General features: G+C 62.7%; 11 protein-coding genes. 8 read left to right on the forward strand and 3 right to left on the reverse strand.

Annotated elements, in window-relative coordinates; genetic code table 11:
• Window positions 1-58 precede the first annotated feature (58 nt).
• Both ispG and C501_RS0110160 read left to right on the forward strand, forming a co-directional pair.
• Window positions 59-1231 (forward strand): flavodoxin-dependent (E)-4-hydroxy-3-methylbut-2-enyl-diphosphate synthase, encoded by a 1173-nt coding sequence (gene ispG / locus C501_RS0110155; RefSeq protein WP_026174818.1) that lies wholly within the window; start codon window positions 59-61, stop codon window positions 1229-1231.
• Between the two features lie 61 nt (window positions 1232-1292).
• On the forward strand, window positions 1293-2129 hold the full coding sequence (locus C501_RS0110160; protein ID WP_018135515.1) for a GNAT family N-acetyltransferase: 837 nt from the start codon (window positions 1293-1295) through the stop codon (window positions 2127-2129).
• Window positions 2130-2159: 30 nt separating this feature from the next.
• Here the strand turns inward: C501_RS0110160 and C501_RS0110165 are convergent, their stop codons facing one another.
• Window positions 2160-2783: a PadR family transcriptional regulator gene (locus C501_RS0110165; protein WP_018135516.1), complete on the reverse strand. Its 624-nt coding sequence runs from the start codon at window positions 2781-2783 to the stop codon at window positions 2160-2162.
• Between the two features lie 166 nt (window positions 2784-2949).
• Here C501_RS0110165 and C501_RS0110170 point away from each other — a divergent pair, with 166 nt between their 5' ends.
• Window positions 2950-4761, forward strand: a complete 1812-nt coding sequence (locus C501_RS0110170) for a proline--tRNA ligase (RefSeq protein WP_018135517.1) — start codon at window positions 2950-2952, stop codon at window positions 4759-4761.
• Window positions 4762-4781: 20 nt separating this feature from the next.
• A complete protein-coding gene (locus C501_RS0110175) occupies window positions 4782-5579 on the forward strand; it encodes a sulfite exporter TauE/SafE family protein (RefSeq protein WP_018135518.1) in 798 nt (265 codons plus the stop codon).
• Here the strand turns inward: C501_RS0110175 and C501_RS13220 are convergent.
• Both C501_RS13220 and C501_RS13665 read right to left on the reverse strand, forming a co-directional pair.
• Complete coding sequence (locus C501_RS13220) at window positions 5521-6630, reverse strand: aminoglycoside phosphotransferase family protein (RefSeq protein ID WP_018135519.1); 1110 nt, start codon at window positions 6628-6630, stop codon at window positions 5521-5523. The two genes, C501_RS0110175 and C501_RS13220, sit on opposite strands and share 59 nt — an antisense overlap.
• A 7-nt stretch (window positions 6631-6637) precedes the next feature.
• Entirely contained in the window at window positions 6638-9244 is a 2607-nt protein-coding gene (locus C501_RS13665; protein WP_020404930.1) for a DUF4439 domain-containing protein, read from the reverse strand.
• A gap of 173 nt (window positions 9245-9417) precedes the next feature.
• Between C501_RS13665 and C501_RS0110195 the strand changes: the two genes are divergently transcribed.
• From C501_RS0110195 to infB, 4 genes are all read left to right on the forward strand, one after another.
• Window positions 9418-10050: a ribosome maturation factor RimP gene (locus C501_RS0110195; RefSeq protein ID WP_018135521.1), complete on the forward strand. Its 633-nt coding sequence runs from the start codon at window positions 9418-9420 to the stop codon at window positions 10048-10050.
• A 1-nt stretch (window position 10051) separates the two neighbouring features.
• The gene (gene nusA / locus C501_RS0110200; RefSeq protein WP_018135522.1) at window positions 10052-11065 is read left to right on the forward strand and encodes a transcription termination factor NusA; all 1014 of its coding nucleotides are present in this window, start codon (window positions 10052-10054) and stop codon (window positions 11063-11065) included.
• A gap of 170 nt (window positions 11066-11235) precedes the next feature.
• Complete coding sequence (locus C501_RS0110205; RefSeq protein ID WP_083906612.1) at window positions 11236-11532, forward strand: YlxR family protein; 297 nt, start codon at window positions 11236-11238, stop codon at window positions 11530-11532.
• A 152-nt stretch (window positions 11533-11684) separates the two neighbouring features.
• Window positions 11685-14315, forward strand: coding sequence for a translation initiation factor IF-2 (gene infB, locus C501_RS0110210; RefSeq protein WP_018135524.1), 2631 nt, complete (start codon window positions 11685-11687; stop codon window positions 14313-14315).
• The last annotated feature ends 4 nt before the right edge of the window (window positions 14316-14319 follow it).

The raw sequence follows: 14319 nt of genomic DNA on the forward strand, positions 1-14319 counted from the left end.
GAGACGCCCGAAGGCAACGTAGAATGATTATCAGGTCAGTGACAAGGAGAACGACATCGTGACTTCGGTCAGTCTCGGGATGCCCACGGCACCCCCTCCAGTACTTGCTCCGCGCCGGAAGACCCGGCAGATCAAAGTGGGGTCGGTGGGAGTAGGTTCGGATTCGCCGATCAGCGTTCAATCGATGACGACTACGCCGACAACGGATATCAATGCCACGCTGCAGCAGATCGCCGAGCTGACAGCCACCGGCTGCGATATCGTCCGGGTAGCCTGCCCCACTTCTGACGACGCCGAGGCTCTGCCGATCATCGCAAAGAAATCCCAGATCCCCGTGATCGCGGATATTCATTTCCAGCCGAAATACGTTTTCGCGGCGATCGAAGCCGGTTGCGCCGCAGTACGGGTGAACCCGGGGAACATCCGGAAGTTCGACGACCAGGTCAAAGAGATCGCGCAAGCTGCCAAAGACCACGGGGTTTCCATCCGAATCGGCGTCAACGCTGGCTCCCTCGACCCCCGTTTGCTCAAGAAATACGGTAAAGCCACGCCCGAGGCGCTGGTCGAATCTGCGGTATGGGAAGCCTCCCTTTTCGAAGAGCACGATTTCCACGACTTCAAGATCTCCGTCAAGCACAATGACCCGGTGGTCATGGTGCGCGCCTATGAACTGCTCGCGGAGCAGGGGGACTGGCCGCTGCACCTGGGTGTTACCGAGGCCGGCCCGGCGTTCCAGGGAACCATCAAATCCGCAACCGCTTTCGGTGCGCTGCTCTCCAAGGGCATCGGCGACACCATCCGGGTTTCGCTCTCCGCGCCCCCGGTGGAGGAGATCAAGGTGGGGACTCAGATCCTGCAGTCGCTCAACCTCAGGCCGCGCAAGCTGGAGATCGTCTCTTGCCCCTCCTGCGGCCGAGCCCAGGTGGACGTCTACAAGCTCGCCGATGAAGTCACCGCCGGTCTGGAGGGCATGGAAGTGCCCCTGCGTGTGGCGGTGATGGGCTGCGTGGTCAACGGCCCCGGGGAAGCCCGCGAAGCAGACCTGGGCGTCGCCTCCGGAAACGGCAAAGGGAAGATCTTCGTCAAGGGCGAAGTCATCAAAACCGTGCCGGAAGATCAGATCGTGGAGACACTGATCGACGAGGCGATGCGGATCGCTGAAGAGATGGAGCAGTCCGAGGACGGCGACGGAGATCTTACCACGAGAAGCCCCGTTGTCAGTGTCTCCTGAGCCTGAGAGCACGGCGCCCCGCCAGCCTCTGCAGCTGCTTGAGCACACCGAATAACCGGCCATGCCACGGCTGCGCCGCTTAGAGGACGCTGACACCTGTGCGCTTTCGGCACTGCTGAAAAAGGACCCGGTGGCGAATGTGTTCCTCAGCTCACAACTGGAACGGCTCGGTAGTGCAGGGGCCGTCGGCCCGGACGTTTTGTTGCTCGGCGGCTTCGAGGCAGCGGATCAGCTCGCCTCGGCATGCTGGATCGGATCGAACATCGTGCCGACAGAACTTGCGGAACCCTACGCTCAGATCTTCGCCAGTCACATTGCGCGCCTGCAGCGAAGGCACGCCAGCATTTACGGCCCGGCCGGTGGCGTGCTCGCCTTGGCTCGGGCTCTGCACGGCTTGGGGATCAAGGCTTCTGGGGTCCGTGCGGAGCAGCCGCTGCTGGCCATCGAAACAGAGCCTGCGATCGAGCCTCCGGGGCTGGTCGCGCCCAGCCAAATAGATCATTACGGGAAGATTCTGCCTGCCTCGGTGGCGATGTTCGAAGAAGAAGTTGGGTACTCTCCATATTCCGGGAGCGGGGAGTTCTACCGGCGCAGAGTGGCTTCGCTGATTCGTTCGGGGCATTCTTTCAGTTATCTGGATGCCGACGGAGAAGTTGTCTTCAAAGCCGATCTCGGTGTTCTTTCCCGCCGGGTGGCTCAGATCCAGGGGGTCTGGCTGCGGCCCGAGGACCGCGGGCAAGGACACAGCGCGGGCTATATGGCTGATGTGGTGCACTTGGCCCGTGCTTTTGCCCCTGTGGTGAGTCTCTACGTCAACGGATACAACTCCAGGGCGCGGGCCAGTTACGCGCGGGTGGGGTTTACCCAGGTGGGCACCTTCGCGACGGTACTGTTCTGAATCTGAAGAGGGCTGTGGATTACTAGGGCCTCAACCCTGGCTGTCTCCCCAGACAGGATTATCAGCCGGTGGGCTCCAGAGCGGCGGGTCCCCTGCGAAAGAATACGCGCCCTTCTGGATTCGCTCGATAGCAGATTCGATCCACCGCTGATGCGAGGCCAGGACTTCAGCTCCGAAGTAGAAGTGCTCTGCCACATGCGGCGGAGCCAGTTCCGTATGCTCTGCGAAGTGCTCTTGCTGTTTCCGGAGCTTGTTCAGCTGGTCTTCGAGCAGGCGCTGACGCTGCCCCAGCAGCTCCAGGGCTTCACCCCGGGGTAGGAAGGGCAGAAAAGAGATGGCAGCCATGACAGTGGCAACCGTCGGGGAGGTCACATCGAAGATCGCCTGACGCAGGAGCCGGTCGAACTCGGCGAGCCCCAGATCGGTGATCTGATAGATGGCCTTCGGTTCGAGTTCGGCATGGTCCTGCGGCAGGATCTCTACCAGATCTTCTTTCTGCAGGGTGCGCAGGGAGGAGTAGATCGACCCCGGTTTCACATTGGCCCAGCGGTCCACCTGCCATGAGTTGAGTTCCTGCAGCAGCAGGTAGCCGTGCGCCGGGCCGAAGATACGCACTACGCCGAGCACGATGAGTCGTGTGGTGTAGGGGGCCATAATCAGATTCTAGGCCAGTATCGGATCCCTTAGTTCAGAGTTACGGTTGTCGTCCGCACTCATGCTCTGTGATGCTTCTGCCTGCCGCAGGGCTGTAGATTAGGACGAGTTCGCTTTGTGCCTGTGCAAAGCATATTCGCCGATCCGCCAGAAGGGAGCCACACCGGTGGTTCTTCGTCTTTCCACCCTGTTCCTCCGCACTTTGCGGGAAGATCCTGCTGATGCGGAGGTCGCCAGCCACCGGCTGCTGGTCCGCGCAGGCTACATCCGCCGTGCCGCACCGGGTATCTACACCTGGCTGCCTCTGGGTATCAAGGTGCTGGCCAAGGTAGAGGCCATCGTTCGTGAGGAAATGGCTGCTATCGGGTCCCAGGAGGTCCACTTCCCGGCACTGCTGCCCAGGGAGCCTTATGAGGCGTCCAATCGCTGGACAGAGTACGGTGAGGGGCTCTTCCGCCTTAAAGACCGCAAGCAGAATGATTACCTGCTGGCACCGACGCATGAAGAAGTCTTCACGCTCCTGGTCAAGGATCTGTACTCCTCGTATAAGGATCTTCCGCTCAGCCTGTACCAGATCCAGACAAAATACCGCGATGAAGCCCGACCCAGGGCTGGGCTCATGCGTGGCCGTGAGTTCATCATGAAGGATGCTTACTCCTTCGACATCGATGATGCCGGGTTGGAAGAAAGCTACCAGGCGCATCGCGGAGCGTACTTCCGGATTTTCGAGCGGCTGGGTCTGGAAGTCATCGCGGTCCAGGCCACCGCCGGTGCGATGGGCGGATCCAAGAGCGAGGAGTTCCTGCATCCGAGCCCGGTCGGTGAAGACACCTTCGTGCGCTCGGCGGGCGGCTACGCCGCCAATGTCGAGGCCGTTTCCACCGTGGTTCCCCAGGACATCGACTTCAGCGGCTTCCCATCGGCTGAAGTCCGGGACACTCCCAATAGCCCGACCATCGAGACTCTGGTCGCGGTGGCGAACGACCTCGCGCCGCGTGATGCGGACAGAGGCGAGTGGACTGCGGCGGATACCCTCAAGAACGTCGTCCTCGCGGTGCAGCTGCCCACCGGTGAGCGGGAACTGGTGATCATCGGGGTGCCGGGGGACAGGACCGTGGACCTCAAGCGCCTGGAGGCCACGCTTCCGGAGCATCTGGAAGTCAGTGGTGAGATCAGCGTAGAGGCAGCCAATGATGAAGACCTCCGCAAGCACCCGCTCCTGGTGAAGGGGTACATTGGCCCGGGTCTGACTCTTGAAGACACGCTACTTGGCATTGGAGGTCGTAGTCGCTTGCGCTATCTGGTGGATCCCCGGGTGGTCTCCGGAAGCCAGTGGATCACCGGTGCGAATGCTGCGGGCCAGCACGTCTTCGGCCTGGTAGCAGGCCGGGACTTCGGCTGGGACGGCGTGGTCGAGTCGGTGGAAGTCCGTTCCGGAGATCAGGCGCCCGATGGTTCAGGAGAGCTGGAGATCGCCCGCGGCGTGGAAATGGGGCATGTTTTCCAGCTAGGCCGCCGCTACGCCGAAGTCCTGGACCTGAAAGTCCTGGACCAGAACGGCAAGCAAGTCGTGGTCACCATGGGCTCTTACGGAGTCGGGGTCACCCGTGCCATCGCCGCTATCGCCGAGAAGAACAATGATGACCGCGGCCTGATCTGGCCGCTCGCCGTGGCACCGGCCGAAGTCCATGTAGTGGCCGTGGGCAAGGACGAGGCTGTTTTCGAGGCCGCTGAGAAGATCACGGCTGATCTTGAAGCAGCGGGTGCAGAGGTCATGTTCGATGATCGCCTCAAAGTCTCACCCGGGGTGAAGTTCGGCGATGCCGAACTCATCGGCGTGCCGATCATCGTGGCTGTCGGCCGCGGTCTCGCCGAGGGCGTCGTCGAGCTTAAGGACCGCCGCAGCGGGGAGGCTCAGAACGTTCCCGTGGATGAGGCAGTGGCCCGGATCCTCAAACTGCGCGAACAGCTGAGCTGATGAACCGCTGAAGCCCGACCATGATCACCGGCATCGAGGACCTCTCCACGCTCACACTGTCCCTAGTGCTCGTGGCAGGTTTCGCGGCGGGTTGGATCGATGCGGTGGTGGGCGGCGGGGGTTTGCTGCAGCTGCCGGTGCTGCTCATGGTGCCCGGTATCACCCCGGTGCAAGCTCTGGCCACTAATAAACTCGGTTCGATCTTCGGTACTGCGACGAGCTCGCTCACCTACTACCGGCGGGTCCGACCGGATCTGCGGACAGCACTGCCCATGGCGGCTATCGCCCTATTGGGAAGCGTGGCCGGTGCCATGCTCGCGGTCAGCCTGCCGCAGAGCGTGTTCAAACCGGTCATCGTTCTGGCTTTGCTCGGAGTGGCTTTGTTCACCGCTTTCAGCAGGAATCTCGGGCAGACGACGGTGCTCCGGTTCCAGGGCAGGCGGCACTACCTTTCGGCCTGTGGAATAGGGGCGGTGATCGGTGCTTATGACGGGCTGCTCGGCCCGGGGACCGGATCGTTTCTGGTCATCGCGCTGGTCGCGCTTATGGGTTACCGCTTCCTGGAAGCCAGCGCCCAAGCCAAGATCGTCAACCTGGCCACCAACTTCGGCGCCCTGCTGTTCTTCTCGTTTCAGGGCTCGGTGCTCTGGACGCTGGGGATTCTGCTGGGGCTGGCGAATATGGCCGGCGGCTACTTGGGCGCACGGACTGCCGTGGCTCGGGGCAGCCGTTTCATCCGGATCATCTTCCTGATCGTGGTCACTGCCCTGATCCTGAAGCTGAGCTGGGATATCGCGGGAGATCTTCTTCCACGCTAGTCTGGCCGAGGCTGATATCGAGCAGATGCGGATGCGCCAGCTCCGGGATCGGTGTGCCGGCCAGGGTGCTGGCGACCCAGAGCGAGCGGCCCAGGTCCCGTTCATGCCCCGGCGCGGCCGCGTACCAGAGCGCGTTATCCACCTCGCGGACGATGCTCCAGCGGCGTGCACTGGACTCGTCGAGACCGGCCGCTGCGCACAGTGACTCGAAACGATCCAGGAGCCCCTCCTCGGGGGAATCCGCGGGCAGGTCTCGGAGCCGATTCCAGAGGGCCGGGGCCACCGCGAATTCGGGGACGCCGACGACCGCTTGCGGGTCGATGGCCAGGAAGTCCTCAACGGCCTGGCCGGAGCGCCCCGGAATCGCCAGGATGTTCTCATAGTGCAGATCGGCATGAACCAGCACGTGCTCTGCCTGCGGAAGAGTCTTGAGCTCTGTCTGACAGGCATCGACCGCGGCCTTCAGCAACCAGAAAGGGAAGTCAGAGGCCCCCGGTACTCCTGGCTGCTTCCGCAGCTGCCGCCACTCCTGCTCGAAACTGGCAGCCCAGCGTTCAGCGCGTTCCAGCAGCCGGGGTATCAGCTGCCACTGACTGCGCTGAGCCGCGTTGCGGGAGAGGTTCCTGAGCACTGAGCCCCAGGCCGATACCGCTTGGTGCATCGGCAGTTCTGCGAGGGAGAGGCTGTCGTTGAGACGGTCCAGGAGCAGCACCCGGCGCAGCGGATCCTGGTCGATCAGGGGCACTGCTCCCTGACCGCCCCACAGCTGGAGAGCAGCTGCCTCCTCCGCGGTCTCCGGTTCAGGGAAGCTCGCTTTCAGCACCGCATCGCGTCCGTTTTCCTGCCGTACCGGCAGGGCTAAGGCGGTGTGTCCACTCCATGCGCTACCGCCCGTCGGTAGATCCAGGGTGAGCCGCCAGTGATCCACTGCGGAGGCGACAGTCCCAGGCAGTTCGCTCAGCCAGGCCCGGCGTTGCGGAGTGTTCCGGAAACGCTCTGCCAGGTTCTCCGGAATCAGTGTCCGGATGGTGGCTTCACTGACGCCGGCCATGCTCTGACTACTGGTTTTGCTGGTTCTGGCGAGCGGTTTCGGCTAAGCCCGGAAGCGCACGATCCGGTGTGCCCCATAACAACTGGCTCTGCACGGTGCTCAGCAGCCTGCCGAGAGCCCAGCTGCGGGCCTCGCCTTCGCTCAAACCGATCAGGTCCCCGTAGACCAGGGAGATCTGATCCTCCAGACGGCCCAGGCCGGGGCCCGGCTGATTCAGGAAATCGGTATCCAAAGCGAAACCGGGTTCTCGGGGCGGGACTTGGCCGCAGGCTTCCCGGATCAGCCGTTCGGCGCTTGTCAGAGCATTCTGATGAGTGCCGAGGCTCTGCTGCGCAGAAGCCACTAGCGGCCCTGAGGCGAGCCGGGGCAGAGCCACCTGATAGCTGTAGACGGCCCGTTGCTCCGCCAGGGAAACTGCTGATAACGCCGCTTGCAGGCCTGGCCCCTCTTGCTGCCCGGTATTACCCTGTCCGGTGCAGCTCGTGGCCTGCGGGGTCGGCATAGGGGCGGGCTGGCTGAGCGCGAGAGGTTCGCGCTGCTGCTGGGCGAGCTGCCCCAGATACTGAGCGGCTCCTGCTTGCCCGCTGCCGGCGGCCGCGAGCAGCCTTGCCATACCGGAATCCACCGCGGGATCCGCTGCGCTATCAATAGTGCGCTGCGCAGAAGCGCGGAGTCCATCGATTAACTCCGGAACTGATGAGGCTCTGGGCGCTTCTTTATCTGCTGCAGAGGGCACGCTTACCGATGCTGGATCCTCGGCTAGTGCCGCAGCGGTACCGCTGGGACGCAGAGCCTCAGCGGCCGCCGTGAGAGTTTTCACGCTGTAGTCCAGCCCGGGGACGGTTGCTCCTGGCGCGGCCTGTTGGAGGGATGTCGCTGCGGTCAAAAGCCGCTGTGCGGAGCTGAGTGCTTCTTCCCGTGCCGTTTCGGCTGGGTTCGGAGTCTCGCCGAGCTGATTGCGCTCGGTGATGACCGAGCCGGTGACAAGCACTAAGGCCAGGACGAGGATCAGCAGCAGTACCCGCCTGACCCAGCGCGCAATGCTCCGGTTAGTGCTGGGGGCCGCTGATCCAGTTGTGCTGCGTTGTTTCGGTTGTTCCAGATCCTGCGGCTGGTCCAGAGAATCACTCGCAGGGTTGGCCTGGTGGGCGGCGAGCGCATCACGGCGCTCTCTGCCGCGAGGCCGTAATGTCTGGGCTCCGGCCAATGCGGTGGCTCCAGCAGCTGCTGAGGTCCCTGCCCCGGCGATGGCGATCTCGGTGCCTTGATCTTCTTCCGGGTTTACTGCTTCGTCTTCTGTTTTTTCTGCTTTTGCGCTTTCGGCAGTTGCACTGGTTTCGTGCCCTGGACTGGGTGTGTCTCCAACACTGGTTTCATCGTCAGGGCCGGGCTCATCGTCGCCGGGCACGGTCTCCAGCGGTGCATTGATGTCATTGACTGTGGTGGATTCCGTCACTTGCGGTGCGTCTGGTTCAGCGCTGGTATCAGCCTTGCCAGCTGAATCCTCGGTATCCTCGGCGGCAAACGGCAAGGAATCTTCCTGGGCGGCCGGGCTCAGCGGCTCGGACTCTGAGCGCTCCAGCGCCGGCTCTGCTTCTTGTTCTGTCGCCGGCTCTGCCTCTACCTCAGGCGAGCTGATCTGGGCAGCTGAAGCACTGCCGATTACCTGCTCGGTTCGCTCTGTTCCGGGCTGCGCGGTTTCAGCTGCGCCGAGGACAGCTGTCTGGGAATCCTCCTCGGATTCTTCCGCCCCGGAGTCTTCCGCTTCCGACCCCTCCGCCGCCTGTTCTGATGCCGGGAGCTCGTCGGTTTCCAGAGGAGCGGCTTCGGCTTCTTGCGTCTCTGGCTCCTGTGGGTCCGGCTCCGGTGCTTCCACTTCCTCGAGCTGCTCTGCTTCTGGCTGCTGCGCTTCCAGGACCTCAGCGACGGCCTCAGCTGCAGTAGATTCTTCCGACCGTGCTTCTTCTTGCTCCTCCTGCTCTTCTTCGCTCTCATCGTCAGCATCGGGTGCAGACCGCTCCGAATCTTCCGCAGGCAGGGGGGCCTCAGCCGGTTCTTCGGCGGTCTCAGGGGCTTCAGCTGTGGATGTTTCAGTAACGGATTCAGTTTCGCTGACCGTCGCGGCCGAACGAGTCGAGTGATCGGAGTTGTCTTCGTTGTCTTCGGAGGCATCCCCAAGCTCATCAAGAGCAGGTTCAGCCCAGGCCTGGGCGGTCGGCGGAGCCGCTGTGCTGGACTCTGCGGTTTCGGCTTCCACCTCGGAATCCGTAGTTTCTGATTCGGCCGTTTCGGCAGCAGGGACGGCATCGGCTGGGGGTGCAGGATCCGGCGCCGAGGCAGGTGCCGACGGGATCATCAGGACGGCATCGGGCTGTGCCGCTTGCTTCGGCTTTTCCGGTGCTACCGGCTTTCCCGGGGCACCGGCAGGAGCGCTTGCTCGCCGCGACTTTCCTCGTTTCTTACGGGTGACGCTGACTTGCTGCGCTGCCTGCTGCGACGTGGTAGCCCCCTGCTCCGCAGCTGGGGTATCCGGCGCAGAGGGACGCGGTGCATCATCGGATTCGCCGCTGGGACTCGGGTCATCGGGGCGCGCATCTCCGGTTAGCTTATTCACAAACTATAATTTTGCCACGCCCGGGGCCAATGAAGCACCTCTTCGCGCTTCGTGCCGGTTCCATGACATGTAAGGGTAAGAGGTCGTCGCGAAACCCTGCCGTGAATAGGTAGGCTAGGGGAACAACAGCATCAGTGTTGGTGCTGGCATATGGCTTCAGGAGGGCTGTGATCATGTCCATTTCAGATCGATCGCACGACCCCGTTCCGGAGCCCAGCGCGGACGCAGCCGGCCCGGATTCGGAAATCGTCTCAGATTCCAAGACAGTGCTGGCGGAACGCCTCTTCTCCTTATTGCAGCCAGTGGTTCAGGAGCGTCGCCTGTATCTTGAGGATGTTCAGGTCAAGATCGCCGGAACACGTCGTATCGTGCATGTGATCGTGGACTTGCCGAACGGCGAAGAGGGCAGTGTCAGTTTGGATGTGATTGCTGACCTCTCCCACGCGCTATCGGCTGCTCTGGATGCCGATCCGGAAGATGATGATCGCCCCTATGAGCTCGAAGTCAGCTCACCGGGAGTGGGCAGGCCGCTCAGTGAGTTACGGCATTGGCGCCGCGCCCTGGGTCGGATCGTGACGGTGACGCCCGTCAAGCAAGAGCACACAGGTTCGCAGACTGGCCGGTTGGTCGAGGTGACCGAAGCAGGGGTAACCCTGCAACCCGAAGTTCAAGTGAAGAAGGGGATGAAACCTAAGGTCGGTGAGCCGGTGAGTTTCTCTTTCGATAAGATCCGGCAGGCCAAAGTAGAGGTGGAATTCCACCGCGCTGAGGAAAGCCGCGAAGCGAATCAGGAAGGCCGAGGCTGAGATGGATATCGATATGAGTGCGTTGCGTTTACTGGAACGCGAACGCGAAGTCCCGCTTGATAAGCTCATTCCCGCAATCGAGCAGGCGCTGCTCGTCGCTTACCACAAGACTCCCGGCGCTATCGAGCAATCGCGAGCTGAACTGGACCGCAAGACTGGTCGTGTCACCATCTGGGCCATGGAACTGGGCGCTGAGGGCGAATCCCTCGGCGAGTACGATGACACCCCCGAAGGCTTCGGCCGAATCGCGGCCAGTACCGCTCGGCAGATCATCCTGCAGCGGCTTCGTGACGTTGAGGATGACAACGTCCTTGGGGAGTTCCGGGGTAAAGAAGGCGAGCTGATCTCGGGGCAGATCCAGCAGGGCCGCAACCCGAATATGATCCAGGTGAACTTGGGTTCGGTGGAAGCCCTGCTGCCGCCTACGGAGCAGGTTCCCGGTGAAAGCTATCGGCACGGGAATAGAATCCGTGCTTTCGTTATTGACGTAAGACGTGGGGCTAAAGGCCCTTCGATCACTTTGTCCCGTTCTCACCCCGGGCTGGTACGCAAGCTCTTCGAGCTGGAAGTCCCAGAAATCGCGGACAAGGCGGTGGAAATCGTCGCGCTAGCTCGTGAAGCCGGGCACCGCACCAAGATAGCGGTCAAGGCGCATCAGCCGGGCATCAACGCCAAGGGCGCATGCATCGGTGAGATGGGCTCTCGGGTCCGTGCCGTGATGACAGAGCTGAACGACGAGAAGATCGACATCGTCGACTATCACGAAGACCCCGTTGTTTTCATCGCGAATGCGCTTTCCCCCTCCAGGGTGAAGTCGGTGCAGATTCTCGATGAAGCGACTCGTTCAGCGCGTGTCGTGGTGCCCGATTACCAGCTCTCACTGGCGATCGGAAAAGAAGGCCAGAATGCGAGGCTGGCGGCGAAGCTGACCGGCTGGCGCATCGATATCGTCTCCGATGCGGCTCCCGAGCAGGTGGAGGCACCCGGTCAGAGCAAGGAGCCCGCTGCGGATTAGCCCTATGGGATTCCGGAACGGCCGAAGGGGCGGGTGCCATGATTCGGGCCTGAAATTGGGATACGGCGGAGTGGGAGAGCTAGACTAGAAGACGGTCGGGACGATCGGCCGGTGTTCGATACGAAGGATCTGCGGTGACCTCAGCACGTACGCGTGTTCCTGCAGTACCAATGCGTACTTGTGTCGGGTGCCGCCGTCGGGACTCCCAGTCGAATCTGCTGCGAGTGGTCAGAACATCTTCTGGCCGGCTTCAAGCGGATGTTCGGCATTGTATGCCCGGCAGGGGAGCCTGGCTGCATCCTGATCGTGCCTGCCTGGCTTCGGCACTTCGCCGTGGTGGTTTCAGTCGCTCCTTCCGGGGAGAAGCGGATGCCTCCGGGCTGGAAGATCAGATCATGTTCGACGCCCCAGCTGTTAGCGTGGGAAATAACGCAAGAGAACAACCTGAAAGCAGGTCAGATACCTGATGGAAAACCGATGAGCATCCAGCGATGAGTGCCCGGAAATGAGTAAGAGAAACTGCTCAACAGCCGGCCATTCGCCCTTGTTCACCAGAAAGAACCGGCGAAAGCTATAAACGGTTCGTGCCTGCTCGGTGCGAACCGAGACAGGAGAGAGCGTGGCTAAGGCCCGTGTGCATGAGCTCGCAAAAGAGCTCGGTATTAGTTCTAAAGAAGCGGTCGCGAAGCTTCAGGAGATGGGCGAATTCGTCAAATCCCCTTCGTCGACCATTGAGGCTCCGGTAGCGAAGAAGCTCCGCCAGGCCTTCCCGGATGCCAAGCCTGCTGCACAGGAAGCTGCACCGCAGAAGCCTAAGCAAGCAGCGAAGCCCGGCCCCAAGCCCCCTGCTGCGGCGGAGAGCCCCGTGGAGCCGGTCCCTGCCGAGCCGCAGGCTGAAGCGAAGTCTGAAGTGAAGGCTGAGGCCAAGCCCGCCGAAAGCGGCGAGAGCGCAGCCCGTCCGGGTGCTCCGCGCCCCGGCGGCCCGCGGCCCGGCAATAATCCTTTTGCTTCTTCGCAGGGTATGCCCCGTGGTGGTCAGGGTGGGGCAGGCCGTGATGGTGAGCGCTCCGGTGGTCCCCGTCCGGGTGCTCCGCGCCCCGGCGGCGCCTCGCGTCCGGGTGGTGCGCCGAGGCCCGGTGGCCAGCGTCCCACTCCAGGCATGATGCCCAATCGCACCGAGCGTCCTGCCCCGGCCGGCCGCGGTGCGGGCGGCCCCGGTGGCGGTGGTGGTGCCGGCGGGCCGGGTCGTGGCCGTCCCGGTGGCGGCGCCCCCGCCGGCGGAGGCTTCGGCAAGGGCGGTCGTGGTCGCGGTGGCACCCAGGGTGCTTTCGGCAAAGGCGGCGCCGGTCGTGGCAAGCAGCGCAAGTCGAAGCGGGCCAAGCGGCAAGAGCTGGAGCAGATGAGTGCTCCGTCCCTGGGCGGCGTCAGCGTTCCCCGTGGTGACGGCAGCACTGTGGTCCGGCTCCGCCGGGGCTCCTCGGTGACGGATTTCGCGGAGAAGATCAACGCGAACCCGGCATCGCTGGTCACGGTACTCCTCCATCTGGGCGAGATGGCCACGGCGACTCAGTCGCTCGATGAGGACACCTTCGGTGTGCTCGGCGAAGAGCTCGGCTACAAGATCCAGGTGGTCTCGCCCGAGGATGAAGAGCGGGAGCTGCTGGAGTCCTTCGACATCGACCTTGACGCCGAAGCCGAAGCCGAGAGCGATGATGTGCTCGAACCTCGGCCGCCGGTCGTGACGGTCATGGGCCACGTCGATCACGGTAAGACCCGTTTGCTGGATGCGATCCGGAACTCGGATGTCGTCGCCGGCGAGCACGGCGGTATCACGCAGCACATCGGCGCCTACCAGATCAGCCATGAGCACGAGGGCCAGATGCGGCAGATCACCTTCATCGATACCCCGGGTCACGAGGCGTTCACCGCTATGCGTGCCCGTGGTGCCAAGGTCACCGATATCGCGATCCTGGTGGTCGCTGCCGATGACGGCGTGATGCCGCAGACGGTGGAAGCGCTCAACCACGCTCAGGCGGCAGAGGTGCCGATCGTGGTGGCGATCAACAAGATCGATAAAGAAGGCGCGAACCCGGACAAGGTGAAGGGTCAGCTGACCGAATACGGTCTGGTACCCGAGGAGTACGGTGGCGAAGCGATGTTCGTCGAGGTCTCGGCCCGGCAGAACATGAACATCGACGGGCTAGTCGAGGCGGTGCTGCTTACCGCGGACGCCGCCTTGGATCTGCGTGCGAACCCGGATAAGGACGCGCGCGGTGTGGCCATCGAAGCCAACCTGGATAAGGGCCGCGGCGCGGTTGCTACCGTCCTGGTGCAGTCCGGTACCTTGGCGGTGGGCGATACCATCGTCGCCGGCACGGCGCACGGCAGGGTCCGGGCGATGTTCGACGAAGACGGCGAAGCACTCGATGTCGCGCTGCCTTCCCGTCCGGTTCAGGTACTGGGCCTTTCCAGTGTTCCGGGCGCTGGCGACACCTTCCTGGTCACCTCGGACGAGCGCACGGCTCGTCAGATCGCGGAGAAGCGCGAGGCCGCCGAGCGCAATGCTCAGCTGGCCAAGCGCCGCAAGCGGATCAGCCTGGAAGACTTCGACCAGGCAGTGGCCGAGGGCAAGATTGACACCCTCAACCTCATCCTCAAGGGCGACGTCTCCGGTGCTGTCGAAGCACTCGAGGACGCACTGCTCAAGATCGATGTGGGCGAAGGCGTTCAGCTGCGGGTTATCCACCGCGGTGTGGGTGCTATTACCCAGAACGACGTCAACCTGGCGACCGTGGACAACGCGATCATCATCGGCTTCAACGTCAAGCCGGCCGAGCGCGTCGCCGAACTTGCTGACCGCGAGGGCGTGGACATGCGCTTCTACTCGGTCATCTACGCGGCGATCGATGATATCGAACTCGCGCTCAAGGGCATGCTCAAGCCGGAATATGAAGAAGTCCAGCTGGGCACCGCCGAGATCCGCGAGATTTTCCGCTCCTCGAAATTCGGAAACATCGCCGGTTCCCTGGTGCGCAGCGGGATCATCCGCCGTAACGCCAAGGCCCGAGTGCTCCGCGCCGGTGTCGTGGTCGGGGACAACCTTACGGTCGAATCGCTCAAGCGGTTCAAGGATGATGCCACTGAAGTCCGTGACGGGTTCGAGTGCGGTATCGGCCTCGGGTCGTTCAACGATCTCCAGGTGGAAGACGTCATCGAAACATTCGAAATGCAAGAGAAGCCAAGGGTCTAACCCC

This window comes from Acaricomes phytoseiuli DSM 14247 (assembly GCF_000376245.1).
Lineage (GTDB): Bacteria > Actinomycetota > Actinomycetes > Actinomycetales > Micrococcaceae > Renibacterium > Renibacterium phytoseiuli.

What these genes read in the sequence shown, in the direction of transcription:
- nusA (WP_018135522.1), top strand. Translation starts at nt 10,052, where the DNA reads ATGGATATCGATATGAGTGCGTTGCGTTTACTGGAACGCGAACGCGAA.
- C501_RS0110160 (WP_018135515.1), top strand. Translation starts at nt 1,293, where the DNA reads ATGCCACGGCTGCGCCGCTTAGAGGACGCTGACACCTGTGCGCTTTCG.
- C501_RS13220 (WP_018135519.1), bottom strand. Translation starts at nt 6,630, where the DNA reads ATGGCCGGCGTCAGTGAAGCCACCATCCGGACACTGATTCCGGAGAAC.
- C501_RS0110175 (WP_018135518.1), top strand. Translation starts at nt 4,782, where the DNA reads ATGATCACCGGCATCGAGGACCTCTCCACGCTCACACTGTCCCTAGTG.
- C501_RS0110205 (WP_083906612.1), top strand. Translation starts at nt 11,236, where the DNA reads ATGCGTACTTGTGTCGGGTGCCGCCGTCGGGACTCCCAGTCGAATCTG.
- C501_RS0110195 (WP_018135521.1), top strand. Translation starts at nt 9,418, where the DNA reads ATGTCCATTTCAGATCGATCGCACGACCCCGTTCCGGAGCCCAGCGCG.
- C501_RS0110165 (WP_018135516.1), bottom strand. Translation starts at nt 2,783, where the DNA reads ATGGCCCCCTACACCACACGACTCATCGTGCTCGGCGTAGTGCGTATC.